Origin of the sequence: Chitinophaga sp. (genome assembly GCF_035761305.1) — a bacterium.
GTDB lineage: Bacteria > Bacteroidota > Bacteroidia > Chitinophagales > Chitinophagaceae > Chitinophaga.
Genome location: NZ_DASTRI010000089.1, coordinates 21,697 through 48,641, shown reverse-complemented (window position 1 = coordinate 48,641; position 26,945 = coordinate 21,697). Strand labels below are relative to the sequence as shown.

The following is a 26,945-nucleotide window of genomic DNA, read 5'->3' as shown; positions in this document are numbered from 1 at the left end:
TAGTACATTCAAAGAGGCCTGTGCCCCTACCTCATGAGCAAATTCCTCCTACTCGTTTTTGGCTGCTGCCTGATCCACGTTGTAGCAGTTGCTTACCATATAATTGGAGGGGAAATCTATTATCAAACCGTAGGATATAACGGCATTACGGGAAAATACCGCTACCTGATTACCTTAAAGCTTTACCGCGATGCGGATTTTACCTGCGGCGACAGGCAGGGCTGCCTGGATCATTTTGAAAACCCCGTGGTTATAAACGTGTACACTGCCTCCGGGCAGCGCGCCATTGCCCCGGTGGTGCTATATATTCAGGAAACCAGGCCGTTGTTTGATACATTGAAAAACCCCTGTCTTGCCCCGCAAACACAACATCTCGAAGCAGCCTTTTACCGCGATACCATTGATCTTACGCCGCAATACGGCGGTTATTATGTAGCTTACCAGCGCTGTTGCCGCGGTGAAAAGCTGGCCAATATTTACAACTCTGAACAGGAAGGCAGCACTTACTACACCATTATTCCCGGTACGGAAAGCAGGCCTAATAATAACAGCGCTTATTTCAGCAAAGATGTAGCCATTGTTATATGCGCCGACTTCCCTTTCAGGTATGATTATGCGGCCACCGACCCTGATGGCGACAGCCTTACCTATAGCCTTTGCAGCGCCTTAACCGGCGGCGCCGCCCGTAATGAAACCAACACCACCAACCCGCCGCCCTACGACGACCTTGTAGACTATATACCGCCTTACTCGGGCGCTAATCCCATGGGCGGCGCACCCCGCATCAGCATTAACAATAATGGATTGCTAACCGGCACGCCGGACCGCCCCGGCAAATTTGTAGTATCTGTATGCGTGAATGAATTCGACCGTGTTACAAAACAATACATCGGCAGCCATCATAAAGACATTCTGCTCACGGTATTCAGTTGTAAAGCCGATGTACGGGCTAACCTGCAGAGTGTACTGAATAACTGCACAGATACAGCCGACCTGCGGGTGGCTATTCCAAACTTCAGCAATGCCGGCTTTACCTCCAGCTACTACTGGAACTTTGGCGACGGTACAGATACCACTACTTATGACAAGCAGGTGTTTTACCACACCTACCCCGATACCGGCAGCTATCCCATTAAACTGGTGGTGAACCGGGGCCTGCCCTGTGTAGACAGCAGCAGGGGCATTATTAACAACTACCCCGGCCTGCGCGCCGGCTTTACAGTAACCGGCATGTGCAGCGGAGAACCTATTACCCTGCGCGACACCTCCAGCTATACGTACGGTAACATTACCTCCCGCAGCTGGGACCTGGGTATGCCCGACGCCCAGGCCAGCGGCTCATTGGTAAATATCACATATCCTAACAGGGGCGTATATACGATTACGCTTACGCTGGAAACAGATAAAGGCTGCAGCAAAACCGCCACACTTAATTTAACCGTGTACCAGGTAAAACCCTATGCGGGTAATGATACCATACTAACCCGGGGACAGCTGCTGCCGCTTTACGCCAGCGGCGGCGAGTTTTACCAGTGGACGCCTCCTTACGGCCTCAGTAATCCGGGTATTGCAGATCCTGTGGTGGATTATGACAAGGATATTCAATACCTGCTTAAGGTAAGCAACCAGCAGGGCTGCGTGGGGTATGATACATTGAACGTAAAATACTACCTGGGGCCTGATCTTTATGTTCCGAACGCCTTTACCCCCAACGGCGACGGGCAGAACGACCGCTTCCGGTTTATACCGGTGGGCATTGTACAGTATGACTACTTCCGCATTTACGACCGGTGGGGACAGCTGGTGTACTCCTCTGTTGATTTCCGCATTGGCTGGGACGGCGCTGTAAACGGCCACCCAGCAGCGGCCGGCACCTATGTATGGATATTGCAGGGCAAAGACCTGAGCGGCCAAACCGTTTCCAGGAAAGGCACCGTAACCCTGCTTCGTTAAATTACAAGATCAGCTGCTCACCGGGAATGTCAATAGTAATCCTGGGAGCTAACCAGTTGATCCACATAATGCCATCGTATATCAGGCCGTCTACAAACTGCGCCGGCACATTAATAACATTTATACCGGGGGCTGCGGCAGCGGCAATTTTCTTCACAGTGGTAAAGTAAATGCTGGAAGTAAATGCGGCGTTGATCTCGCTCTTCCTTTCTTTTTTCCTGACCAGCGTAGTATCGCCCGCATCTATACCCAGGCGCTGCAGGTATTTTGAATTTATCCTGTACACATCTTTGCCCGCACCGCTGTCCAGCGAAAATTGCAGGGTAAGCGTATCATTCACCCGGAAATAGGCAAACATATCGAGCGCTTTACCGTGCGACTGCTCCAGCTGCAGCGGAACAATGCGGCCGGCTTTCCTTATGGCTGCAAGCTGTTGCGGCGTTTCGAGCCGGATCACTTTCTTATCAAAGTCAATGGTAAAAGGCTGCTGCTCCATCAGCTTCAGGGAAATAATACCGTCTGCGCCGCCCAGGTCTACATCCAGGTAGCTTATCTCTGACACTGTTTTGTGCAGGTTTCCCAGCTTAAAATCACGTACAGTATAAAGGTCTACATCCAACCGCTCCCCGGTAGCCCGGAAGGCCGTAAAACCGCCGTCTATAGGCGCGGTATGCTTTAAACGGTCAAAGAACTTTTTAGTGAGCACTGTTAAACCCGCGCCGGTGTCAAATATAAACCTGCCCGTTACCCCGTCTATGCTGGCGGCTACAAGTATGTGGCCCGATGGCAGCAGCTGAAAAGGTATGGTACTTTGGCTAAATGTAATGCCAGGCAGGAACAGGATAAGAAAAAGCAGCAGGAAGCACGATCTCATTTGAACTGCGTTTTAACGGAAAAGATAAAGTTAAAATGGAATTTCAGCCCTATAACGTATAGTACTAACGGGATGTTACTGCACTATCGGCCGCTGTTAGTATCTTAGCATTATCATTTAAAAACCGCTTCCTAATGGCTATTGTACTTATTACCGGCGCTACTGCCGGTTTTGGAAAGGCTTGTGCTGAAAAATTTGCCCGGCATAAATATGATCTGATTATTACCGGCCGCAGGCAGGAACGCCTGCAGGAATTAAAAACCGGGCTGGAACAGCAATACGGCATTCATGTGCTGCCCCTGGCCTTTGATGTGCGTAATGAGCAAACGGTTACGGATATACTGGGCGGCATACCGGAGCAATGGAAACAGGTAGCAGTGCTGATCAATAACGCCGGGCTGGCCGCTGGCCTCAGCCCTATTGACGAAGGCAGCACCGACGACTGGAATGCCATGATAGACACTAATGTAAAAGGACTGCTGTATGTGTCCCGCGCGGTTATTCCCTGGCTGAAAGCACAGGGCAAAGGCCATATCATTAACCTGGGCTCTATTGCGGGGCGGCAAACCTATGCCAAAGGCAATGTGTATTGCGCCAGCAAAGCCGCGGTAGATGCCATTACCCTGGGTATGCGCATAGACCTGCTGCCCTATGGTATAAAAGTAACAGGCATATGCCCCGGCGCCGCGGAAACGGAATTTTCCCTGGTGCGCTTCAAAGGCGATGAGCAGAAAGCCCGGGATGTGTACAAAGGGCTAACCCCGCTGAGCGCTGAGGATGTAGCGGATGTGATCTTTTACTGCGCCTCCCTGCCCCCTCATGTTTGCATCAATGACCTGGTGCTAACACCCCTGCAGCAGGCAAGCGCCTACTATTATCACAGAAAATAACAGGAAAATGAGGAATTGACATGAAAATGTTATTTTATAGTTTATATATTTTGAATATATTTGAAACATTGCATATATTTAAGCCATATTAATTTTTTCAGTTACAATGTTTAAGAAGAAACTAACTATCCTATAATCCATAACCGAAATCCCTATGCTTACATTTGTAACAATTTTGTTATTACGCCTGTACTATCCCAGGTGGAAACGGGAATGGCGCTTTTATGCAGAAAGATCCCGGCAGAACAAATATGGCCGTTGGGCCATGGACAAGGCCTGGAGCAGTGATGCCGGCTATTCCCTAAGCTACAGCTGATGCTGAAACGTAGAGAAAGATTTTGTTAACAGTCCCGCGCTTATAGCCGGGACTGTTTTGTTTTAGGTATAATCCTATTAATTTTGCGGCGGAAAAACGTAAATAATACCTTTTAATATATGTCTTCAAAAGCTGCGCCTGATGTTGTGTTAATTGGAGCTGGTATCATGAGCGCTACCCTGGGTGTGTTATTGAAAAAATTACAACCCGAACTGACCATTGAAATCTTTGAAAGACTGGATGTTATTGCAGGTGAAAGTTCAGATGCATGGAACAATGCAGGCACAGGCCACTCTGCCTTTTGTGAACTGAATTATACCCCTGAAAAGCCGGATGGCACCGTAGATATTGCCAAGGCCATTAAGATTGCAGAATCTTTTGAAGTTTCCAAAGAATTTTGGGCTTTCCTGGTTCAGGGTGGGCTTATTAAATCACCGGAGAACTTTATACGCAGCGTACCGCACATCAGCTTTGTGTGGGGCGCCCCTAATGTAAGTTACCTGCACCAGCGGCAAAAAGCGCTGGAAGGCAATGCCCTGTTTAAAGGCATGCAATATTCTGAAGATCCCCACACCCTGGCTAAGTGGATGCCCCTGGTAATGGAAGGCCGCGATCCTAACCAAAAGGTAGCTGCTACCCGTATGGAGGCCGGCACAGATGTGAACTTTGGCGCGCTTACCCGCGAGCTGTGCGCCTATCTCTGGAACCAGAAGGGTGTAAAGATCTATACCGCCCATGAAGTACGTGATATTGAACAGGAGGAGGACGGGCGTTGGGCCATTACCGTTAAAAATGCCACTACCGGTAAAAAACGCACTGTTAAAACCAAATTTGTATTCATAGGCGCCGGCGGCGGTTCCCTGCCCCTGCTTGAAAAATCCGGCATACCGGAAGGCAAAGGCTTTGGCGGTTTCCCGGTTAGCGGACAGTGGCTCATTTGCAACAACCCGGAAGTAATTGAACAACACGCGGCCAAGGTGTACGGCAAGGCGTCTGTAGGCGCGCCGCCCATGTCGGTACCACACTTAGATACCCGGGTAATTGACGGTAAAAAAGCATTGCTGTTTGGCCCTTATGCCGGGTTCTCCACCAAATTCCTGAAGCACGGCTCTTTCCTGGACCTGCCGCTCTCTATCAAATACTATAACATCCGCCCCATGCTGGCAGCGGGCTTTGACAATATTCCCCTTACCAAGTACCTGATAGAGCAGGTACGCCAGTCGCCGGAAGACCGTATGGAAGCCTTACGCGCTTTTGTACCGCACGCTAAAATGGAGGACTGGGACCTGGAAACTGCCGGACAGCGGGTGCAGATCATTAAAAAAGATCCCGAACACGGCGGCGTGCTGGAGTTTGGTACAGAGGTGGTAAGCGCTGCCGATGGCTCTATTGCTGCCCTGCTGGGCGCATCGCCCGGCGCTTCTACAGCGGTATCTATTATGCTGGACCTGTTGCAGCGCTGCTTTAAAACACAAATGGCCACCCCGGAATGGAAGGCCAGGCTGAAAGAAATGATACCCTCCTACGGAAAAAAGCTGGGCGATACGCCAGGCCTGTGTGATGAGATCCGCAGCTGGACCAGCCAGGTGCTGAAGCTGAACGTGGAAGAGCCGGTAGAGAATTAATTAATAATTAAGAATGAATAATAATAAAAGAGGGCTGATCCTGGTGGTCAGCCCTCTTTTATTAATCCTGCTCGAATAATTAGTTAGAGAACCATTGCGCCCGGGGCGCACCGGAGGTCGCACAACCATCGGCATGCTGCCTGCAACGTTTCCAGTACACCGGGCTCCCTGCCGCAAGTTGCTGATACTACTGTGCCAGCATAAACCGCAATGTTATACCTCCCCGGGTATTAGTAACGGGATAGGCCGTGGATATAACCGGTATGGTTTGCCTGCGGTCATAGAAGAAGCGCAGGTTCAGGCGGTTGTTCACCACATAATCAATAGACGGCGCTATGCCTATTACCTTTTGCCCGCTGGTAGGTATTACCAGGTCGGCATCCAGGCGGTTATTCACTGTCCGGTCATCACGATAGCTGAGATCCAGCCGGAAGTTCATATCATTTTCTAATTTCTTACCCCCGTTTTTTCCTATGCGGAACGGCATCGGGAACCCACGCATACGATAGCCCGCGCCCACTATAACTTCTGTTGAGCGCAGCTCTGTAAGCTGATAATCTATAAGGCTGAGGCTCAGGGAGCGGCTCTTACGGAACTCCAGGCGGGCATTCAGGCTATTGGTGAAGGTCATATCAAAACCTATCAGCGGCGCAAACTGCTCCGTCATGGTGATATTAGGCACCAGGAAGTAAGGAATGTAGTTGCCCGACACTGTATCTATAAACCCGGGATAGCCTGCCAGGCGCGGATCTTCGTACAGCAGCGCGGTATTATAAGAGTTCATGCTTAACGTACCGGTATAGGCATGCGTAAGCACAAAGTTGGTGAATACGTTCCGGAACGGTTCCAGCTTGGTTAACCCGTTATAGGTGATGCGCCAGTTAGGTTTGGGTATAAAGTTGCTGAACGGGTTGCTGCGCACATTGGCGTTGCTTTGCTTCAGCAGTCCTATTTTTTCCGGGTCCTTGCCGGTATAAGCCGCCAGGAAGGCGGGTATCAGCACATCCTGCGCATAACGGCTGTAACCGTAGTAATAGGTGGGGTCTTTGGTGTTTTGCGTAGGCGCGCCCTGGTTATACGGGTTTTGTGCAGCCAGGCGGCGCGATATAGCCAGGCGGTAGTTCTCAAAGTTCTGGAAGGTTTTGGACATACCGCTTTCCGCGTCGATCTTGCCGAACAGGGTTTTAATGGCTATGTAGGTGATCTCAAAGCCACCCGCATCATAAGGGCTCAGGTGCTCAAAGCCCAGTATATTACCTAGCGTGTCTGTTGCATTTTTAAACAGCTCTGTATGCGTTTTGGTAAACGATTTGGTAATATTCAGGTCTATACGCAGGTCGGGAATGGGTTCCAGCTGCGCCTGCGCATCCAGCCGCTGGGTAAACTGCTGCTGAAACTGCACGTTAAACAGGGTGTCCGGTGTTATCAGTCCCTTTTTGGCAAAATTATCCAGCCAGGCTTTATTAGGCTGCGCGCCAAATACAAAGCCGAGGCCCGGCGCCATCGAAGCCCAGTTCATGCCCAGCGCCTTAACACTGTCTATATACCCCGGCAGTCGTGTGCCCGCATTTTCAGAATAGTTAATGGCAATGCGTTTTATCGACAGCAGCGGCCTTAGCGCGGCTTTCACCAGCGGCGGCAGCTCTTCGCTTTCCTCATCTTTCTTCTGCTGCTGTTGCTTATTCTGCTGGTTGCCCTGCATATTCTGGTTCTGCATGTTGTTGCTCCGGTTCCGGTTATTGCCGGAAGGCCCGTTGTTGGTAACCCTGCGCAGGAACTTGGATTTGTTATACAGCTCAGAGAACTTAAATTCCGCCGTTACCGTACGGTTCTGCGTATTTTCAATGGCGTTACCCAATTCCAGCGCCAGGCGGGAAGCGCCTGTCCACCGGTATTCCGTGCTGTAGCCCAGGGCAATGTTGGTCCAGGTAAGGGCCGGTATTTTGCTGGTGGGCAGCGTATAGGTAATGTTGGCGGAATGGAAGTAATTGGTGGTACGCCCAAACTTAAACAGGTTATGCCGCACGCTGTCGCGTTTAGCCTTGGTGTCAATACGGCCTTCGGGTTCATCAATGCGCGTATTGGTCACTGCATTAAAGTCAATGGTAAGGCTGCGGGTAAGGTCCCACTTCAGGCCATAGTAGCGGTCAAACGTAAAGTATTTGTTATAGGTTTCGGGCAGCTTATAGGTGCCGTCGCCGCCAACATTGCGGATGCGGGTAGCGCCAAACTGCCGCGTAATATCTGCCCTGAAGCTGATAATGGAAGGCACATAGTTGATGTTGAAGTCGCGTACCAGGTCAAGCCAGTGCGTTTTGGTTTTGAACAGCTTTTTAAACGGCATTAAGAACTTGCTTTGCCCGGCATAGTTATAGCCCAGGCCACCCCGGTGCTTCGTAAGCACATCATTTTCTATAAGCGGGTTATGGCTGTATGTTTGCGAGTACGAGTAGCTGATGTCAAAGTTCTCCAGGTCCCATAGCTTTAATTTGGGTTTGCCCTGGTTCAGCTTTCGCACGTTGGTAAAGTTCAGGCTCTTGATGGAAGTAAAGTCCTGCGCATCGCGTTTAATCGAATCCCGCTCCGCGCTCGTTCGCGCCAATCGCAACTTATCTTTCAGCTTAATATCCAGGTCATACGGGTCGTATTCCGGGTTGCTGGCAGACTGGGAGTAGCCTGCGTACACCGGTATGGATATGCCCATTTTCTTGGGCAGCAGCTTGCCCAGGTCAAGGTTGGCAGCTACATCGTATTGCAGGTAGTTATCGCGGAAGCGCTCATTCACGCGCTGGTCAATATTACCAAAACCGGCAGTGTGCATATTACCGGACACGCTTACGGTGCCCAGGTCGGCCAGCTGCAGGTCCATACGGGCAGTGGCGGCGTAACCGCCTTTTTCATCAAAGTCGGTCAGGCGCATTTCATTGAACCATACTTCGGCGCATTTTTCCAACCCGTCGTTTTTAGGGTTGTACACGCCTATCATTACGCTTCTTACGTCGCCCAGGCTGGGGTTACCCACTACGCTCATATAGTTGGCGCCGTCCATTTCGGTGTAGGGCAGCACCGGCGAGCAGCTGTCGCACAGGTTACGGCGCTGTTTCAGGTTGGCCAGCTTGGACAGCTCCAGGTCCAGGTCGTTGGCCTCGGGCCAAACAACGTACGCATCGCCCGTCTTGCCCCAGGGCGTTACCTTCAGCGGTATCTGGTATTCGTAGTAGTTGCTTACAAAGTCGCTGCCCAGGCGTACAATGGCGCGCAGCTCTCCATCCTTCAAAGAGGTAGGATTATCTACCGCCTCTGCGTGAATGTACATCTGCAGGTGTTTATATTGGCGCATGTCAAGGCCCAGGTTCTTGTACACGCCGCGGTTGTCGCCATCCTTCAGGTTACATACCTGCATAGACAGGGCCTGCTCATTCAGCTGCAACGTGGTGTTGTTGGTGCTGATGGTGTTTTGCCGGGTTACGCCGGGCGGTATCAGATACGGAACAGGCGTGCGGGAGGAGTTTTCCTCAATGTTCACCGCGGTTGTATTGAACTTGGTGCCTTCGTCAATAGGTACAGGATCGCCGGGCTGCAGCTTGTACATGTAACGGCGCCACTGGTTGCGCACCAGGTCAAGCTTGCCGAAACGCACTACCACAGAGTCCTGGAAGCCGGTAAGGAACATACGCATAAAGCGGATGGATTTAAAATCCGGTATGTTGCCTACACGGCGGTCGTACTGGTTCACCGGCACCTTAAACTGGTACCATGTTTCATGTGCCGTGTTGCCATCCTGCAGGGTTACATCAGCAACCACCTTATCCACTATATAGTTCTCCCCTATCTGCATGTTGGGTTTCAGGTTCACGCGGTACTGGAAGTATTCTTCCGTTTCATTCATGGTGTTATCGCGGTTCAGGTCCTCAGACTCGGGTATGTTAGTGGCTGCAGATGAATACTGCGAGTTGTTATTGGACACCGGGGAGTTGCCTTCCGGGTTGCTGTAGTTTTTATAACGCTGTAATATGCCCAGGCCCTCCCGGTCATAATCATCGCCGCGGTAGTGATGGTAGTCGTCATTAGCAGGGTCGTTGTAGGCCTGCTGGTAAATGGCGGAGCTGGTGCCAAAGCTGGCGGCCAGCTTGGCCAGGTAATCGCGGTAAAAATAGCGTTCATCGCCCGTGTTGCCGGTAGAGCGCAAGCCGTCGTAACCCACATCCTGGTAAGCGCGGATGTTGGGATCATTATCAAAAGCCTGTGTAAGCTGCTGCTGGTATTTGGGTATGCGGCCCCAGTGGGAAGAGTCCAGCTGGTTCGCGTTCTGGCTTGGATTGGGCAGGCCGTTCTCAAACATTTTACGGGAGTCTTTCAGCACATCTTCCGACACATTACCCAGGTTAAAATACAGCTGACCGCCCGTGCTGGTCGGGTTTTCAATAAAAGGATCCTGGATCCAGAACTCTATGAACTCCACGTTGGCAGTTTCAAAATCACTGTTATCAATGGAACGCATAATACCGGCCCATTTACGCTGCGGTGTTTTCAAACGCCCGTTGGCATCAATATCAGAAGGCCGGTAAGAGAAGTTGTAAGGCCCTCTTTCCGTGGGGTAATAGGCCAGGTCTAATGTGCTTAGCTGGCTTTGCCCGAAGTCGGTAGAGCGTTTAGGAAATATTTCTTTCTGGTAAACAAGGCGTACCCGCGGGTCCGATTGCTCCTTCACCGAGATGTTGGCAGGCAGGCCGGGCGACTTGGGCACCTGCAGCGTTGGCTCAATGATATACCAGGCCAGCTTGGCGCGGTTTTTACCATAGTCGAGCGAGTCGTTCAGGTCTGCTTCGGGGAACAGCACGTTGCCGTTGGCATCTGTAGCGCCGCTGGGAGTAGAGGCCAGCACCCAGCTAGTAGCGGGGAATTTAAGATCATACCCGCTCTGCGAACCTTCAAAATCATCAATATACACCTGGCCGGAGCTGCTGCCGGCAGCATTCACCAGCTTACTGTGGCCCGGGAACAGGCGCGCCACCTCACCTGTGAACAGGATGTTGGAGGGCGTATTGGTGCTGTAGTTGGGCAGCTTATCCAGCAGGCGGGTAAGGCCTTTCCACTCGGAGTTATAGTTTACATCCAGCCCCATTACCGTGTTCTTAATGGGATCTTCCCCGTAGTTCACCTTCTGGTAGTAGGGCCGCTCGCTCATACGCACCATGGTGCCGCCCAGGCTCAGCTTATCGTTTACATAATAATCCAGGCGGGTGCCGAAATAGTTGCGTACCTGCTGGCCAAACAGCGCATTGTTCTCAAACTGTACGTTAATGGGCACGCCGGAGTTCAGCACGCCGCCGTTAATGATTTTTATACGGCCCAGGTTATAGTCAATAATATAATCCACATTTTCGCGGAGCATTTGCCCGCCGGCGGTTACCGTTACGGAGCCGGGTGGTATGTTGTAGCCGCCCAGTGATATTTCCGATGAATTGGCCGACTTATACGATCCTTTGAGCACATAACGGTTCAGCTGCGGGAACTGCTGCGCCACTACTTTGATAGAGTCGTACAGTACGTTATAGAGATATTGCTTTTCCAGCGTTGGGTTGCCGCCAAAGGCCTTTCTAAGCCCGTCGGCAAAGGGCTCCAGCTGCGGGAACATTACCCGCCCGGTTTGCGAGTTGATGGTGTAGCCCTCCACATAGTCAAAAACACCATCGGGCTGGGGGTCATTCTGGTTATTAAGGCGGTCCAGGTTCAGGATAGTGATAATAGGTGCGCCGGCATACTGGCCCTGGGCATCGGGTATATACCGTTTGTCGCTGGGCGCGCGGTCCTGGGTGCCGGGGTCTTTGTAGTATACATCCAGCTTAAAGTCCTGCCGGTTTATCTGGAAAGCGCCGGTAGAATAAACGTTCTTCATCATCAGGTCCCAGATGGGCAGCGTAGGCCGGGCAGAAGTGGCTTTGAGCAGCTTCAGGAACAGTATCTGCTGGTTAGCGCTGTTGTTCTGATCCGGCGGCACATCCTGGGAAAACTCCCCTACCTGGTACACGCGGCCATTGTAGGTATATTGGTAAGCTACGGCCAGCACCTCATCCGGCTGCAGCTGCTGGTTTAAGGAAATGTAGCCCAGCTGCCGGTTCACGGTATATTCAGTGGAGTCCAGCTTACGGGCAAAGGTTTTTTCAAATTCCTGTACCGGTTTCAGGCCCAGGCTTAACAGGCGGCTTACTACTGTACCTGTAAAGCGGCTGGCAGGGTCGTTCGCCAGCTGGCTAAACAGGTTGTTAACCCCGTTGGCCGGCAGCTTAGAGCTGGTAAGCACCTGCAGGTTGGTGTTATAAGGTTTGTACTCGCCCAGGTCCATTAAACCCACTACATCCCTGGTTTGGGTGGTGGCGCCGGTTTTATTGGTTACCCATACCTCTATACGGTTAATGTAAGAGAGGGAGCGGATCACCGGCAGGTTAGACATGGCATAGTTGAACGTGTCCCGGAAAAACTGCGCCAGCAGGAAGTGGCGGTTATCTTCATACTCGTCGGCCCGGATGGTGAAGTCCTGCACCTGGGTGCCGCCTTTCAGCATCAGGTTCTGCTTCTGCGATTTCTGGTTAGAAAGTACGCTGGTTACGGTAAGGCGGCCAAACTGCAGCTGGGTTTTGATACCAAACAGTGATTGCACGCCGGAAATCAGCTGGCTGCGCAGCGGAAAGCTTACGTTACCTGCTTCTATCTTTTTTATGATCTCATCGTCGTAACCGGTGTACTCCAGCTTTATCTGGTTCTCAAAGTCAAAGGTGCTCTGGGTATTGTAATTGGTGATCAGCTTTAGCTTATCTCCTATTTTACCGGTTACGTTCATGTTAATGTTCATGTCAAAATCAAAGCCCCCGTTCTTACGCGCCTGTTCAACCAGCACGGGGTTTTTGATGTTCTGGCCCTGGTAACCAAAGGTCAGGTCCAGGCTGCCCTGGGGGCGTATATCCACCTTACTGCCGCCAAATACGCGGTCAAACAAGCTGTTGCCGCGGTACAGGTCCGGACCGGAGCCCAGCTGGTTTAAGCTGCTGAGGGTGGAGGCCCGTTTTTGCCAGTAGTTTTGCTCACTTTGATCGGCCTGCAGGCGGTAAAACTCGTCAAAGTTCATGTAGGTGGGGTTCCGGTAGTACTGGTCGCCGATTTTTTCCGAGATAATGTATTGTTTGGTAACGGGATCGTATTCTACTTCTCTTTTAATATTAGCGGGGTCTTTGAGGTCAATGGCATTTCTGACAGGATCGGTAATAGCATTTCCGTACCTGTCTTTTATAGGATATTTCAGGGTATCATTTTTATGGGTTGTATCCTTTGCGATTGTATCTGTTTTCCAGTTTCGCTGCTTAAAATAGTTTCCCGAACGTTCCCTTGCGGCAGTGTCAAGAATAAAAAAAGATACGACGCCTATTACTGCAAAAGCACTTAAATATGTCTTTTTTGCCAAGCGAAATAGGTTTTTATAGAGGTCAGGGTAATAAAATTATAGACTTTTCAGGGATTTCTTAATCAGCCCTTCCAAGTCCTGCAATAGTGGTTCAGCCTTCAGTACCCTTTGAATAGCCTGTTCTGCCACGTTACGGGCTATTCCCAGGGTCACTAATGCATTTAACGCATCTTCCTGCAATGTATTGTTTGTATTTACAGATAATTGTGGGCCTGTTTCCTTCTGCCTTTTTATCTTGTCTTTTAGCTCTAAAATAATCCGTTTTGCCGTTTTGGCACCTATGCCCTTAATGCTTTCCAGCATCTTTTCATTTTCCATGGCAATGGCGCGCTGAATGTCTTCGGGCTGCAGGGAGGATAGCATCATGCGGGCGGTGGAAGCGCCTATACCCGATACGCCCAGCAGCAGCAGGAACATGCTGCGCTCTGCTTCATCAAAAAAGCCATACAGGGTATGGGCGTCTTCCTTGATGTGCAGATGGGTGAGCAGCTTGCATTGTTCTAGTCCCTGAATACGGGAGTAGGTATTTAAGCTGATCTGTACCTCATATCCCACCCCCTGCACTTCTACATACACCATTGCAGGTGATTTGAGGGTTAATTTCCCGGTAAGGTAAGCGATCATACAGGTTTTATAAAGGCGCAAACTTACGGAAAAACTCGTAAGTGGTTGTGTATTACTTGGGCTCCCGCCTAGTTATGACAACATAAGACTTTTGATTTTCTTTTAATATCGTATTTTTACGCCCTGTTAAAAACAATCATTCCAATATATGAGTAAAATTACGGCCGCTATTACAGCGGTGGGTGGGTATGTTCCTGACTATGTACTGACCAATCAAGAGCTGGAAAAACTGGTAGATACCACGGATGAATGGATTACTACCCGTACGGGAATAAAGGAAAGAAGGTTATTGAAGGGGGAAGGTAAAGGAACATCTGAATTATGCGTGCCGGTAGCGCTGGAAATATGCCGCAAAAGAGGTATCACCCCGGAAGAGATAGACCTGCTGATCGTGGCCACTGTAACGCCGGATATGGTTTTCCCCGCCACCGCCAACATAGTAACAGATAAGATCGGGGCTAAAAATGCCTGGGGGTTTGATGTTAATGCCGCCTGCTCGGGCTTTTTATACGCGCTTGATACCGGCGCGCGCTTTATTGAAAGCGGCCGTTGCAAAAAAGTAATGGTAATCGGGGCCGATAAAATGAGCTCTATTATAGATTATACCGACCGTACTACCTGCATTATTTTTGGAGATGGCGGCGCCGGCGTGCTGCTGGAGCCTAATACAGAAGGTTACGGCCTGGTAGACAGCATCCTGAAAAGCGATGGCCACGGCCGCGAATACCTGCACATGAAAGCCGGCGGCTCGGCCAAACCTGCCAGCATAGAAACTGTTCAGAACCGCGAACATTTTGTATACCAGGAAGGTAAGATGGTGTTTAAATATGCCGTGGCCAACATGGCGGAAGCTGCGCACGATATTATGAAGCGCAACCAGCTTACCGCTGAAAGTGTTGCCTGGCTGGTACCCCACCAGGCCAACAAACGTATTATAGACGCTACTGCACAACGTATGCAGCTGCCGGACAGCAAAGTGATGATGAACATTGCGCGCTACGGCAACACCACCGGCGGTACTATTCCCCTGTGCCTGTGGGATTATGAAAAGCAGTTAAAGAAAGGCGATAACCTGGTGCTGGCAGCCTTTGGCGGCGGCTTTACCTGGGGCGCAAGCTATATTAAGTGGGCGTATGACGGACGCTAACGCGTGCGTAATTACGAATTATCCAATTACGAATTACGAATGAGAGCCGTGTTATTACAGCCACCGGTGCTGGTTTGTAATTCGTAGTTGTTTTTTATACAGGTGTTGTTTATTGCCTGTTGCGTTCTTTTCAGACTACTGCACCTATTGCAGCTTTATAATGTATTCAATTTGTTAATGTTATAAAGCACTGGCCTGCAGTCATATTAAAAACCCCATCTTATTTACAAAGCACGTTGCCTGAAAATTTCATCGCCCAATTCGTAATTCGTAATTGAATAACTCGTAATTACGTTCGGTTGAAACGTGCGCTCGTGCGCGCATGCTTCAACTGAACGACGGTAGTTCATACACAAACGTAAACCCTTCTCCCTCCTTTTCCGGGGCTGCGCTGATATGCCCGCCCATCTTATCCATAAAATCCTTACAGATCACGAGGGCCAGCTCCACATCGTGCAGGTGGCCAGGCTGGTAATATCCTGTGCCCCGGTATTCAAACAAATGCTCCGGCATAGCATTGGCAATATCGATCTTCAATACCTTTACCCATACCTTTACGGCGCCGCCCGCTGCGCCGGCCTGCACCAGCACCTGCCCGCCGGCGACGGAAAAACCGGTTGCGCTGTTTAACAGGCTGCGGTGCACAAACTGCAGCATCTCGCGCTCTGCAGCTACCTGTATGGCTTCGGGCACCTCAATGTGTATGTGTACATTTTTTTCCAGCGCTGTATGCTGTATGCTTTGCCGGGCTTCCATCATCATAGCCCGAATATGACAGGGCGCAGGCGCATATATGAAGCCGGACAGCTGTGATTTAATCCAGCGCAGGATGTTGTCAAACACTGCCAGCGTATCGGCCGCAGAACCGGCAATCTGGTCTACCAGCTGCGCCATGGCGGCTTTGTCCAGGCTTTGTGTTTGCAGCAGCGCCGCCATCCTGATAATATTGTTCAGCGGGTTACGGAAATCGTGCGCTATTACTGATATGAGCTTGTTCTTGAAATCATCATTGGCGCGCAGCAACCGGTTCTTTTCTGCTATAGAGCGGTTCATGGCATCCATGCGGTGCTCATACCGGCGGGAGCTGCGGTAATAGCGGTAATAAACAATGGTAATACCTGTTAACAGCACCAGTAGCGCTGCCAGCAGCCAGATAAGCATACGGCGGGTATCGCGCTGCAGGTTGCTTTTTTCAATGGCCTGCTCCTGCACTTGGTTGCGCAGCTGTAAAGCTTTCATTTCCTGCTCTTTCAGAAAATAATCCAGGTAATTAATCTCCTGCTGCTGTTGCCGCAGGGCCAGGCGGTGCAGCGCCAGGCGGCGTATGCCGTTGCCATACCGGGCAATTTTGCCGGCATCATGCAGCTGCTCATAATGCCGGTACAGGAAAGGCAGCACGGTCATCATCAGCTCATAGTACCCTGCCTGCTCCGATAGCTTAAATATCTTTGCTGCATAAAGCGCGCTGTCGGCCGGGTAGCCCATGGGAATAAAATCATCCAGTATGCGGAAGTAGGCGGCAATGGCCAGGTGCCGGAAACCCTTTTGCAACGCGGTATCGGCAATTTTATTGATCAGCGCTTCACCTGCCGGGCCATGCCCGTTTTTTAACAGGTTCACGGCTTCAAACATCCGGGCATATAGCCATTCCCGTGAGTAAGGATAACGGTCCGTAATGGCACGCAGCTGGTTATAGGCCCATTTTACCGAGTCCTGCCGGGTGCTGTCGTTCGTGTACCTGATAATATAGTTGCTGAGCACCAGCGTGTACATAGAGTCGTTGGAGAGGTGGCGCCCCCAGCGCATGGCTGCATGCAGGTAATAGTCTTCCAGGGGTGCATTGCCTTCTGTATCATAATCAACACTCAGGTTATTGAGCATATGGCATACGTTGGCTGAGTCGCCGCTGGCCAGGTATAGCGATAGCGCGGCCTGCTCATAGGCAATGGCCTGCTGGGTATTGAACTGTTGCCCGTACACAATGCCCAGGTTTTTGAGCGCGCCTGCTTCGCCCCGCTTGTAATGCAGCCGCACGGCTATTTCCCGGGCTTTGGTAGCCAGCAGAAAGCAGCTGTCTATATTACTTAAATGATAGTACACCCCCAGCTGGTTCAGCATATCCACATAGGCCATGCTATCCTTTGCGTGGGGCAGGCTTTTGCGGAGCGCAGCTATCTCGGCAGACTGGGCACGGGCCCGGAAGGCTGCCAGGAATAAGCCGGCACAAAACAGTATGTAGCATATGATACTACGCATTCATCAGCTGCTTTCACGGTTGTTTATACAGTGTGCTGCAGGCAGCGTATAGGACAATGCAGCGCCCCGGTGCGGCGTATTGGCAACATGTACGCTGCCCTGCATCATACCCAAAAAGTCCCTGCAAATAATAAGCGCCAGTCCTGCGCCCTGCTGTTTACTTTTAGGCGAGCGGCTATCTGTATGGTATTCAAACAGGTGCGGCAGCAGGTGATCGGGTATGCCGCTGCCTTCATCCGTTACCGTTACGGTTACCTGCCCGTTTTCTACCCCTGCTGTTATGTAAATGCTGCCATTGCGGGGCGAAAACTTAACGGCATTATGAATAAAGTTGCGATGCACAAACTGCAGCATTTCACGCTCTGCCAGCGCGCACAGGTTATTGGGAATATGCACATACACGTGCACCTGCCTTTCTGTAATTACATCCGCAAGGCTTTGCAGCGCGGCGTTCACCAGCGCGTGCAAACGGCAGGGCTCCGGTGCATATACAAAGCCGGATAGCTGTGACCTGATCCAGCGCAAAATACTGTCAAACGTGTGCAGTGTATTACGGGAGCTGCGCTCCACACCGGTCAGCAGTGAAGTGGCTGCGGCCGGCTCCAGGGATTGCCCCTGCAAAAAATGCATGATCTCCAGTATATTCACCAGCGGCAGCCGGAAGTCATGCGCTATCAGGGATATAAGCTTGTTCTTGAAATCATCGTGCGTTTGCAGCAGCGCATTTTTTTCGCTGATCTCCTTATACTTTTCCGTAAGCTGTATGCCGCTCTCACGGGAACGCTTATACGCATAATAAAAAAAGGTAAGCAGCAGCACCACCAGCAGCAGCAATACTATCATGCCGCCTGCCAGGTATTGCCGTTTACGGTTGGCCAGGTGTTTTTGATCCAGCTGCGCCTGTTGTAAGCGGTGCTGCAGTTGCAGGGCATTCAACCGGTCGTTCTGCCGGTAATAGGCTATATAATCCAGCTCCCCCTGTTTTTTAACGGCCCGCTCTTTTTCAAGTATATGCAGCATTAGGTGGCTGTAATAGGCTGCGGTTGCGGCCTGCCCGTGCCGGGTATAAAAAGTGTACAGGTCGGCAGCGGCGGCCAGTACCAGCTCCCAGTAACCGCCGGTTATGCCGTACTGCACCATGTTCACCCTGTATTGCAGGGAGTCGGCCTGTTTTAACTGCACTTTATAGCTGGCCAGCTGCGCGCTGGCATAAAGGGCCAGGTAGGTATAGCTGTTGTTAAGGCTTTGCTGTATTACCTGCTGCAGCTGCTTTTGCGCGGCAGCTACCTCCCCTTTTTTAAAAAGCTCGCCAGCTTCATAAAAGCTGCATTTCAGCTGCATGCGTATATCGCCATAGCGGCCGGCCAGCCGGCGGGCGGCAGCCAGGGCCCACCGGGCAGAGTCGGCCCGGGACGTATCGGCAGCATGTACAAAATAGTAGTCGGCCAGCACGGTGGCATACAGCGAGTCGTTATGCATATGCCGGCTTTTTCGCATGGCCTGGCGCATATATTCAACGGCCGGCGCCCGCTGCCCGGCATACTGGTAGTAAATAGCTATGCTGGAAAGCACCTGGCTAACAGCTGCGCTGTCGCCGAGGGCGTCGTATGCCCGCAGCGCATCCAGGTAAAAACGGTACGATAAAAACCGGTTAAAGCGCAGGGCATAATAGCCGCCCAGGTTCATATACACACCTGCCTGGCCTTTTAAATAAGCCTGGCGTTCTGCTATGCCGCGGGCAGTGTTAATATACAGGAAACAGGTATCCAGCTGCTGTGTAAGGTATAGCACAGACAGGCGGTTCAGGATATTCACATAATGAGTGCTATCCGTGGTATGGGGTAATTGCGCTTTTAGCTCGCTGATCTCATTGCTTTGGGCCTTTAACGTTAGCGCTGTGCTTAGCAGCAAAACATAAATTGCACCCCACCTCAAGGTATATGTACTTCGCCGGATGTGCTCCACTCCATTTATGGCTTAACACATGATAAATGACACCTATACAAAAAGCGGTATCATGTGTGAAGATAGGGGAAAAATGAAACGTAACAATGCGTGCCTACAGCTCGAACACAAATCCGCGGCGGGTAAGCTGCTCATACTTCTGTTTATCAAACCGGTAAAGGTGCGCTCCTTTTTTAGAAGTGGTTTTATCTTTTTCTTCCAGCTTTTCCAGGATGCCCATGGACAGTATTTTTTTGCGGAAGTTGCGCCGGTCCAGCTCGCGCTGGTATATTTCCTCATACAAACTGCGCAGCTGCGACAAAGTAAATTTTTCCGGCAGCAGCTCAAAGCCTATAGGATGAAAGTGTGCATTGTCTTTCAGCTTTTTGAGGGCATCTGCAATCATGCGGCCGTGATCAAAAATAAGCGGGGGTATCTGGTGCAGCTCCAGCCAGTGTGCGCCGTGTTCTGTAGCCAGTATATGATCATGCTCCTTAATGCGTATAAGCGCATAATAGGCAATGGATATTACGCGGGCGCCGGAGTCTCTTTCCACTTCGCCATAGCAGCCCAGCTGCTCCATGAATATATTTTCCAGGCCGGTGGTTTGTTTCAGTATACGTGCTGCTGCCGCATCTGTGCTTTCCAGCTGCTGCACAAAGCCCCCCACCAGCGACCACTCTCCCTGCCTGGGCGCTACCTTGCGCTTAATAACCAGCAGCTTAAGCCTGCTGTTCTCAAAACCAAATATGATACCGTCTACTGCTACCAGGTGCCGGGGCACGCCGGCATAAAAGGGTGATGGTTCCATAACGCTATGGGTTATTACCAATTTACGATTTTAGATTTTAGATTTACGAATTATTACAGCAGTATAATACCTGTTAAATACACAACGGCTTCATTAATTTGCTTAACTAGATGAGTATCACTATCAGGATTGCACGAAAAGACGATTGCCCCCGGCTGCTGGAGCTGATACGGGAACTGGCGGAATATGAAAAAGCTCCGCAGGAAGTAACCGTTAGCCTGGAACACTTTGAGAACGCCGGCTTTGGCGCCCACCCGGTATGGAAAGCTTTTGTAGCAGCAGACAATGAAAACGGGCAGGAGCAGATCACCGGGTTTGCCCTGTATTACATACGCTACTCTACCTGGAAAGGTTGCCGTTTATACCTGGAAGATATTATCGTGTCTGAACGCTGGCGGGGCCGGGGCATTGGCAAGCTGCTGTTTGACCGGCTGCTGGAAGAGGCCAGGGAAAAACAGTTCAGCGGCATTACCTGGCAGGTGCTGGAATGGAATGAGCCGGCCATCAATTTCTATAAAAAGTATAACGCCCGCTTTGATCCCGAATGGTGGAACGGGAGTATAGAGTTATAGAAGACGGGAGCCAAAAAAATGTAAAATGTAAAACCTTAAATACTAAATGTAAAAGTAAAATGCTGCTAACATGCTATTGTAAACGATTTCGCAGCATTTTACTTTTACATTTATGATTTTACATTTATGATTTTACATTTTTCAGCTCACCCCGTTCACCACTGCTTCTTTATGTATTTTGGTAATTAAGCCCTGCAATACTTTACCGGGGCCTACTTCTGTAAATTCAGCACCGCCGTCGGCCACCATGGCCTGTACAGATTGTGTCCATCTTACAGCGCCGGTCAGCTGGTCAATCAGGTTCTGCCTGATCTGTGCAGGATCATTCACGGCTTTGGCTACTACGTTCTGGTATACGGGGCAAACAGGCGTGTTAAAGGTAGTACGCTCTATAGCGGCCTGCAGCTCTTCCTTGGCAGGCGCCATTAAGGGTGAGTGAAAAGCGCCGCCTACCGGCAGCACCAGCGCTCTTTTGGCGCCGGCGGCCTTCATTCTTTCGCAGGCAATATTCACCGCGTTCACGGTGCCGGAAATAACCAGCTGCCCGGGACAATTGTAGTTGGCAGGCACCACTACTTCACCGGTTTCCTGCGTTACGGCCGCGCATATTTCCTCTACTTTCGCATCATCCAGGGCCAGTACAGCCGCCATGGTTGACGGTTGCTTTTCACAGGCACGCTGCATGGCGGTAGCGCGTATGAACACCAGGCGCAGCGCATCTTCAAAAGACAGCGCACGGTTGGCTACCAGGGCCGAAAACTCGCCCAGGGAATGGCCGGCCACCATATCCGGTTTTGCATTTTCAATGCCCATAAAGGCAATAACGGCATGCAGGAAAACTGCCGGTTGTGTAACATTGGTTTGTTTCAGGTCGGCTTCCGTACCTGTAAACATGGTATCGGAAATGCGGAACCCCAGTATCTCGTTGGCTTGCTCAAATAATGCTTTTGCTTGGGAGTTGGTTTCATACAATTGTTTTCCCATTCCGGGGAACTGCGATCCCTGACCGGGAAATACGTAAGCGTGCTTCATTACTCGTTGTAGTTTAGTTGAAATAGCTCTGCAAAGAAAACAAAAAAATCAGTTACTTAAACATTAGCCAATAATATAATAAAATAACCTTCCAGGCAAAAATATCCCGGAAGGCTATGTATTTTACTTACTACCCGTTTATTTTCCGATCAGGCGCATAAACTCGGAGCGTGTACGCCCATCCTCAAACTGCCCGGAAAAGGCCGATGTGGTGGTAATAGAGTTTTGTTTTTGCACGCCGCGCATCATCATGCACAGGTGCTGCGCTTCTATAACCACCGCCACGCCCTGGGGCTCCAGCGTTTCCTGTATTGCATCCAGTATCTGGTGTGTAAGGCGTTCCTGTACCTGCAGGCGGCGGGCAAACACATCTACCACGCGCGCCAGCTTGCTTAACCCTGTTATATAGCCGTTAGGAATGTACGCTACATGCGCTTTGCCGAAAAAGGGCAGCATATGATGCTCGCATAAAGAGTACAGCTCTATGTCCTTTACAATTACCATTTCGCTGTAAGCCTCTGTGAACTTGGCTCCCCTGAGGATAGCCTTGGCATCCAGCTGGTAGCCCTGGGTAAGGTACTGCATGGCCTTAGCCAAACGTTCGGGGGTTTTCAGCAGGCCTTCACGGTCAGCATCTTCTCCTATCAGCTGCAAACATTCCCTGTAATTGTTCATCAAACCGGAGGTCACATGCTCATCAAATGTTTCAGTCTTTTTATATGCCATTTATTGTTCGATTTCTGTTACTAATGCCGGTGCTTACTGACCGCCGTAATACTCCACGTATATGCGGGGTGTTTCGTATAGTTTAATGCAATGCAGCTGCGCTGCGGGCGGCAGGTTTTTAGCCAGCTCGTCCCAGATGGCAATGGCCAGGTTTTCTGCAGAAGTGAACTTGCCTGCCATAAAATCCACGTCCATATTCAGGTTGCGGTGATCTATCTTTTCAATGATCACGTCTTTGATCACATCGCCCAGGGTTTTGGCATTGAACACAAACCCGGTTTCCGGGTCAGGCGTGCCTTTTATGGTAACATGTAATTCATAGTTATGCCCGTGCCAGTTGTCATTGGCGCATTTACCGAATACTTCCAGGTTCTTTTCCTTGCTCCATGCGGGATTGGACAATTTATGCGCAGCATTGAAATTCTCCACACGCGTTAAATAAATCATTATTGAAATAAAATTTCCGCAAAAATACCATTAATCCGCGAGCCAGCCGTAAGTTTACAGGATGAATATACTGCTTGTAGCTGCTACTGACCTGGAAATCAAACCTTTCCGGGAATATTTGGCCCAGGCCCGCCTGCCGGCAACTTACCAGGTAACCGTGCTTATAACCGGTATCGGCGGTATGCACACGGCGTGGCACCTCGGAAAGTACCTGGCCGCCCACCGGCCGGATGTAGCCATACAGGCAGGCATAGCAGGCAGCTTTAACCGCCAGTGGCCTTTAGGGCAGGTAGTAGTGGTGAGCCGGGAGCAGCTGGGCGACCTGGGCGTGGATGATGCCGGTACTTTTAAAGATCTTTTTGATACCGGGCTGTGGCAAAGCGGGCAGCCCCCTTTTGAAGACAGCAGCCTGGTGAATACCTTTGCATACCTGCCTGCGGTGCCGGAGCTGCCTGTGGCCGCCGGCGTTAGCGTAAATACTGTAAGCGGCAGCCTGCCGGGTATTGAGCGCATTCAACAGAAATATGCGCCCGATATAGAAAGCATGGAAGGCGCAGCCTTTCATTTTGCCTGCCTGCAGGAAGGCATTCCCTTTTTGCAGCTGCGCGGCATTTCCAACTATGTGGAGGTGCGGGATAAAAGCAAATGGAATATTCCCCTGGCCGTGCAAAACCTGAACCGCGCGCTGATAGCCGTGGTTGAAGCAATGACCACCTGAAACCTACGATAGTGACCTGTTTGTAATAACCATATTACACAGATTAAACGCTTAATAACATGCATTTATCACTAGGCTTTTCACCATGTCCTAACGACACTTTTATTTTTGACGCCATGGTGAATAACAAGATTGACACCAACGGCCTTACGTTCGACACTGCGCTGGAAGATGTGGAAACGCTGAACCAGTGGGCGCTGCAGGGCAAGCTGGCTATTACCAAGCTCAGTTTTGCCGTGTACCTGAAGGTGCGCAACCAGTATAACCTGCTGAACAGCGGCAGCGCCCTGGGCAGAGGCTGCGGCCCCCTGCTGATTGCCAAAAAACCCATTGCCCTGGAAAATGTGAAGGATTGCCGCATAGCCATACCGGGCGACAACACCACCGCCAACCTGCTGTTTTCCATTGCTTTTCCGGAAGCCAAACAAAAACAGGTAATGCTGTTTTCAGAAATAGAGCATGCGGTGCTGGATGGCCGTGCAGATGTAGGGGTGATTATTCATGAGAACCGTTTTACCTACCAGCAGAAAGGCCTGGTAAAGATCATAGACCTGGGCGAGTACTGGGAAAGCACTACCGGCAGCCCCATTCCACTGGGCGGCATTTTCATCCGTAAAGATGTGCCGGCAGATGTGCAGCAGCAGGTAGATGCCATTATTCATCAAAGCCTGCAGCATGCTTACCGGCAATACCCCCAGCTGTCAGATTACGTAAAGCAGCACGCCCAGGAAATGGACGAAAATGTAATGCGCCAGCATATTGACCTTTATGTAAATGATTTTAGCCTGGATCTGGGGCAGGAAGGCCACGCCGCAGTAGACCGCCTGATGCGGGAAGCAGAAAGCCGGCGCACCGTAATACAATAGCTGTTAGCCGTTGGCTTGGGGTTAAATGACTTGCTGAGTAATACCATAACTGTTAGCGGTTGACAGCGCCTTTATTTAGCTAAAAGCTAACGGCTAACCGTTCCGCTTTAAATTACGCCTTCAAACAATACCTCATGTAAAATAGCGGCAGTAGCATTGCCATAACGGCTGCCGCGGAAACGCCCTACCCAGCGTATGCCGTAGATAGCATTGGTAAGAAAAATTTCATTGGCCTGCTGCAGGTCGGTGATGGTAAGCGGGTACTCCTCCAGCTTAAAGGGCAGCTCTGTTCTTAATAAATGTTTGCGCATTACGCCGCACACGCCCCCTTCTGACAAGGGTGGCGTAATAATTTGCCCGTTGCGCACCACAAACAGGTTGGCAATGGTAGTATCGGCTACCCGGTTATGGTGGTTCAGCAAAATGGCTTCATCCAGCTGGTTCTGGCGGGCGTACATGCTGGCCATTACATAAGCCAGGCAGTTATTGGATTTTATGCTGGACAGCTTATCGCTGCTTTTGCGTGCATCCGGAAAAACATCTATGGTAAGCCCCTGCTCATTCAGCTCAAAAATGCGGCGGCTCAGCTCCGTACACTGTATAATGAAGTTAGGCGTATTATCCGCCGGGTCATAATACCCGCCGTTGGAGCGGAATACGGTAAGGCGTACACGCGCCAGGCGCGACAACCCGTTGAGGCTGCACAGCTCTGTTATAAGATCGGTAAAATAGTCTTTGGTAAAATGTAAAGGCACCTCAAAATGCAGGCGGTTCATGCTGGTGGCCAGCCGCTCAAAATGCAGGTCGGCCAGCAGCACCTGCCCCTGGTAAACTTTGAGGGTTTCAAAACAACCATCCCCGTAGCGGAAAGAACGGTTATCTGCCGTAAAAATGGGTTCTGCTCCGGGAAGAAATCTTCCATTGTAACAAATTAAACCAGCTTGCACTTCGAACGCTTTTTGGTGACAGGTTTGTTAAGTTACGAAAATTAGGGGAAAACGCTCTCCGGGTAATTAATAATTAACAATTAATAATGAATAATTGTAATGCAGCGTATGACGGTCATTATATGCAAATATTAACTATATAAGTTTACCGGATGATTCGTTAATTAATAATAAAGGGGCAGTGCGCCAGTAAAGAAAAATCCCTCCGGGAATTAAGCATTAAGCATGAATAATTAATAATGAAGAACAATATGCTCCCGAACCGCACCGCTTTAAAACAAACACCGCCCTATTAATTATTCATTCTTCATTATTAATTCTATAGTTGCATCTCCGGGATAGTACCTGCCACCACCAGGCGGCCGGCAGTTTTAGCAATGATCTCATCTACCTCCACGCCGGGGGCGCGTTCCAGCAGCTTAAAGCCTTCGGGTGTAACATCCAGCACCGCCAGGTCGGTTACGATCTTTTTTACACAGCGTACGCCCGTAAGCGGTAGTGAGCATTGCGGCAGCAGCTTGCTTTCGCCTTTAGGGTTAGTGTGCATCATTGCTACAATAATGTTTTTGGCAGATGCTACCAGGTCCATGGCGCCGCCCATGCCTTTTACCATTTTGCCGGGTATTTTCCAGTTGGCAATATCCCCGCTGTCTGATACCTCCATGGCGCCCAGTACCGTAAGATCTACTTTGCCTGCGCGTATCATACCAAAGCTTTCGGCAGAGTCAAAAAAGCAGCCGCCGGGCAATACGGTTACGGTTTCCTTACCGGCATTGATCAGGTCCGCATCTATATCTGCTTCTGCGGGATAAGGCCCCATGCCCAGCATCCCGTTCTCTGATTGTAACATAATGGATATACCTGCCGGCACATAGTTAGACACCAGCGTGGGGATGCCGATGCCCAGGTTTACATACATACCATCCTGCAGCTCCTGTGCTATTCTTCTGGCAATGCCGTATTTATCTAAAGGCATACTTGAATTTTTTTGATCGTGGAAGTGGATTTTTAAGGCATTCATTCATCTGCACATCTGCACATTACATCTTCACCGTGCGGCGCTCTATACGTTTTTCATAATTGGTGCCCTGGAAAATGCGGCGTACATAAATACCCGGCACGTGAACATGATCAGGGTCCAGCTCACCGGGCTGCACCAGGTGCTCTACCTCCGCAATGGTGATATTGCCCGCCCTGGCCATGGGAGCGCTGAAGTTACGGGTGGCTTTGCGGAATACGAGGTTGCCCATGGTATCTCCCTTCCAGGCTTTTACAATGGCAAAATCCGCATGCAGGGCCAGTTCCATCAGGTATTGCTTGCCGTTGAACTCACGCACCTCCTTGCCGGCGGCTATCTCTGTACCGTAACCGGCCGGCGTAAAAAAAGCAGGTATGCCCATGCCTGCCATTTGTATGCGGGTAGCCAGCGTACCTTGCGGAATAAGGTCTACCTCCAGCTCGCCGCTGAGCAGCTGGCGTTCAAATTCTGAATTCTCGCCTACATAAGACGCTAACATTTTTTTGATCTGCCGGGTTTGCAGCAGCAGGCCCAGGCCAAAATCATCTACCCCCGCATTGTTGGAAATGCAGGTAAGCTGTTTCACGCCCTTGCGTACCAGGGCGTTGATACTGTTTTCCGGAATACCGCATAATCCAAATCCGCCCAGCATCAGCACCGCGCCATCCGGTACATCGTGCAGGGCCTCATCGGCATTAGCCACAACTTTGTTCATGTTTT

The 26,945-nt window shown here is 50.5% G+C and carries 20 protein-coding genes; 8 read left to right on the top strand and 12 right to left on the bottom strand.

Translation table 11 applies throughout. The annotated features are described in order from the left end of the window. Positions 1-33 precede the first annotated feature (33 nt). Positions 34-1,953: a PKD domain-containing protein gene (locus tag VFS25_RS08055; RefSeq protein WP_326461616.1), complete on the top strand. Its 1,920-nt coding sequence runs from the start codon at positions 34-36 to the stop codon at positions 1,951-1,953. A 1-nt stretch (position 1,954) separates the two neighbouring features. Here the strand turns inward: VFS25_RS08055 and VFS25_RS08050 are convergent, their stop codons facing one another. Continuing rightward, entirely contained in the window at positions 1,955-2,827 is an 873-nt protein-coding gene (locus VFS25_RS08050) for a retropepsin-like aspartic protease (RefSeq protein ID WP_326461615.1), read from the bottom strand. A 134-nt stretch (positions 2,828-2,961) separates the two neighbouring features. Between VFS25_RS08050 and VFS25_RS08045 the strand changes: the two genes are divergently transcribed. From VFS25_RS08045 to VFS25_RS08035, 3 genes are all read left to right on the top strand, one after another. Beyond that, on the top strand, positions 2,962-3,717 hold the full coding sequence (locus VFS25_RS08045; protein ID WP_326461614.1) for an SDR family NAD(P)-dependent oxidoreductase: 756 nt from the start codon (positions 2,962-2,964) through the stop codon (positions 3,715-3,717). A gap of 154 nt (positions 3,718-3,871) precedes the next feature. Then, positions 3,872-4,033, top strand: coding sequence for a hypothetical protein (locus VFS25_RS08040; protein WP_326461613.1), 162 nt, complete (start codon positions 3,872-3,874; stop codon positions 4,031-4,033). Between the two features lie 119 nt (positions 4,034-4,152). Beyond that, positions 4,153-5,658, top strand: coding sequence for a malate:quinone oxidoreductase (locus tag VFS25_RS08035; protein ID WP_326461612.1), 1,506 nt, complete (start codon positions 4,153-4,155; stop codon positions 5,656-5,658). A gap of 187 nt (positions 5,659-5,845) precedes the next feature. Here the strand turns inward: VFS25_RS08035 and sprA are convergent, their stop codons facing one another. Both sprA and ruvA read right to left on the bottom strand, forming a co-directional pair. After that, a complete protein-coding gene (gene sprA / locus VFS25_RS08030) occupies positions 5,846-13,117 on the bottom strand; it encodes a cell surface protein SprA (protein ID WP_326461611.1) in 7,272 nt (2,423 codons plus the stop codon). Between the two features lie 36 nt (positions 13,118-13,153). Further along, positions 13,154-13,741: a Holliday junction branch migration protein RuvA gene (gene ruvA / locus VFS25_RS08025; protein ID WP_326461610.1), complete on the bottom strand. Its 588-nt coding sequence runs from the start codon at positions 13,739-13,741 to the stop codon at positions 13,154-13,156. A 148-nt stretch (positions 13,742-13,889) separates the two neighbouring features. Between ruvA and VFS25_RS08020 the strand changes: the two genes are divergently transcribed. After that, positions 13,890-14,888, top strand: coding sequence for a beta-ketoacyl-ACP synthase III (locus tag VFS25_RS08020; protein WP_326461609.1), 999 nt, complete (start codon positions 13,890-13,892; stop codon positions 14,886-14,888). Between the two features lie 327 nt (positions 14,889-15,215). Here the strand turns inward: VFS25_RS08020 and VFS25_RS08015 are convergent, their stop codons facing one another. The 3 genes from VFS25_RS08015 to VFS25_RS08005 form a co-directional block, all read right to left on the bottom strand. Further along, positions 15,216-17,144, bottom strand: a complete 1,929-nt coding sequence (locus tag VFS25_RS08015; RefSeq protein WP_326461608.1) for a tetratricopeptide repeat-containing sensor histidine kinase — start codon at positions 17,142-17,144, stop codon at positions 15,216-15,218. Positions 17,145-17,147: 3 nt separating this feature from the next. Further along, positions 17,148-19,055, bottom strand: a complete 1,908-nt coding sequence (locus VFS25_RS08010; protein WP_326461607.1) for a HAMP domain-containing sensor histidine kinase — start codon at positions 19,053-19,055, stop codon at positions 17,148-17,150. Between the two features lie 148 nt (positions 19,056-19,203). Then, the gene (locus VFS25_RS08005; protein ID WP_326461606.1) at positions 19,204-19,899 is read right to left on the bottom strand and encodes an NUDIX hydrolase; all 696 of its coding nucleotides are present in this window, start codon (positions 19,897-19,899) and stop codon (positions 19,204-19,206) included. 110 nt (positions 19,900-20,009) lie between these two features. Between VFS25_RS08005 and VFS25_RS08000 the strand changes: the two genes are divergently transcribed. After that, positions 20,010-20,471, top strand: coding sequence for a GNAT family N-acetyltransferase (locus tag VFS25_RS08000; RefSeq protein WP_326461605.1), 462 nt, complete (start codon positions 20,010-20,012; stop codon positions 20,469-20,471). A 141-nt stretch (positions 20,472-20,612) separates the two neighbouring features. On the opposite strand, the gene fabD is transcribed toward VFS25_RS08000, so the two are convergent. From fabD to VFS25_RS07985, 3 genes are all read right to left on the bottom strand, one after another. Then, positions 20,613-21,503 carry an ACP S-malonyltransferase gene (fabD, locus tag VFS25_RS07995; protein ID WP_326461604.1) on the bottom strand — a complete coding sequence of 297 codons (891 nt, stop codon included), beginning with the start codon at positions 21,501-21,503 and terminating at the stop codon, positions 20,613-20,615. 138 nt (positions 21,504-21,641) lie between these two features. Then, positions 21,642-22,229: a GTP cyclohydrolase I FolE gene (gene folE / locus VFS25_RS07990; protein WP_414647709.1), complete on the bottom strand. Its 588-nt coding sequence runs from the start codon at positions 22,227-22,229 to the stop codon at positions 21,642-21,644. Between the two features lie 33 nt (positions 22,230-22,262). After that, positions 22,263-22,676 carry a 6-pyruvoyl trahydropterin synthase family protein gene (locus VFS25_RS07985; RefSeq protein ID WP_326461603.1) on the bottom strand — a complete coding sequence of 138 codons (414 nt, stop codon included), beginning with the start codon at positions 22,674-22,676 and terminating at the stop codon, positions 22,263-22,265. 61 nt (positions 22,677-22,737) lie between these two features. Between VFS25_RS07985 and mqnB the strand changes: the two genes are divergently transcribed. After that, the gene (gene mqnB, locus VFS25_RS07980) at positions 22,738-23,394 is read left to right on the top strand and encodes a futalosine hydrolase (RefSeq protein WP_326461602.1); all 657 of its coding nucleotides are present in this window, start codon (positions 22,738-22,740) and stop codon (positions 23,392-23,394) included. A 59-nt stretch (positions 23,395-23,453) separates the two neighbouring features. Then, positions 23,454-24,260 (top strand): 1,4-dihydroxy-6-naphthoate synthase, encoded by an 807-nt coding sequence (locus VFS25_RS07975; RefSeq protein ID WP_326461601.1) that lies wholly within the window; start codon positions 23,454-23,456, stop codon positions 24,258-24,260. A 107-nt stretch (positions 24,261-24,367) separates the two neighbouring features. Here VFS25_RS07975 and VFS25_RS07970 read toward each other — a convergent pair whose 3' ends face one another. The 3 genes from VFS25_RS07970 to VFS25_RS07960 all read right to left on the bottom strand — a co-directional run bounded on the left by VFS25_RS07970 (position 24,368) and on the right by VFS25_RS07960 (position 26,940). Then, positions 24,368-25,207: an aminotransferase class IV gene (locus VFS25_RS07970; RefSeq protein ID WP_326461600.1), complete on the bottom strand. Its 840-nt coding sequence runs from the start codon at positions 25,205-25,207 to the stop codon at positions 24,368-24,370. A gap of 319 nt (positions 25,208-25,526) precedes the next feature. Beyond that, positions 25,527-26,183 (bottom strand): 3-oxoacid CoA-transferase subunit B, encoded by a 657-nt coding sequence (locus VFS25_RS07965; RefSeq protein WP_326461599.1) that lies wholly within the window; start codon positions 26,181-26,183, stop codon positions 25,527-25,529. 64 nt (positions 26,184-26,247) lie between these two features. Then, positions 26,248-26,940 (bottom strand): CoA transferase subunit A, encoded by a 693-nt coding sequence (locus VFS25_RS07960; protein WP_326461598.1) that lies wholly within the window; start codon positions 26,938-26,940, stop codon positions 26,248-26,250. Between the last annotated feature and the right edge of the window lie 5 nt (positions 26,941-26,945).